The sequence below is a fragment of the Mammaliicoccus sp. C-M13 genome, assembly GCF_022386845.1.
Lineage (GTDB): Bacteria > Bacillota > Bacilli > Staphylococcales > Staphylococcaceae > Mammaliicoccus > Mammaliicoccus lentus.
On record NZ_JAJNHQ010000039.1, the window covers coordinates 1 to 467 of the forward strand.

Sequence of the window (467 nt, forward strand, 5' to 3'; positions counted from 1 at the left end):
AACGAAATAAATATTTAGAAATGGAGAATGAGGTTTTAAAAAAGCGGAGAGAATTCGAAAGAGAGATGATGAATCAAAAAGTAAACAAATCACGTCATACAAAACGATCAAAGCGCTAAAAAATAAATATCCAATTAAATGGTTATGTAGTGTTTTAGGAATAAATAGATCAAGTTATTATAAATGGACAAATAGAAATCCCTCTAAGAGAGAGATTGAAAATAATACATTAATGGAAGATATCAACGATATCTATCACCAATATCAAGGTATTTATGGTTATAGACGCATTTATATCTATATCCGTCTTAAATTAAATAAACGTGTAAATCATAAGCGTGTTTATAGATTAATGAAACAATTAAAATTAAAAGCAATTATACGTCGTAAAACCAAACGTTATAAGCCTTTTACTCCTGAAGTTACTGCACAAAACATTTTAAATAGATCATTTAATGAAACTAAGA

1 pseudogene is annotated in these 467 nt (G+C 27.0%); it reads left to right on the forward strand.

The features are described from left to right. Nucleotides 1-467 (forward strand): annotated as a pseudogene (locus LQ615_RS13365) (IS3 family transposase); the annotation flags it as partial.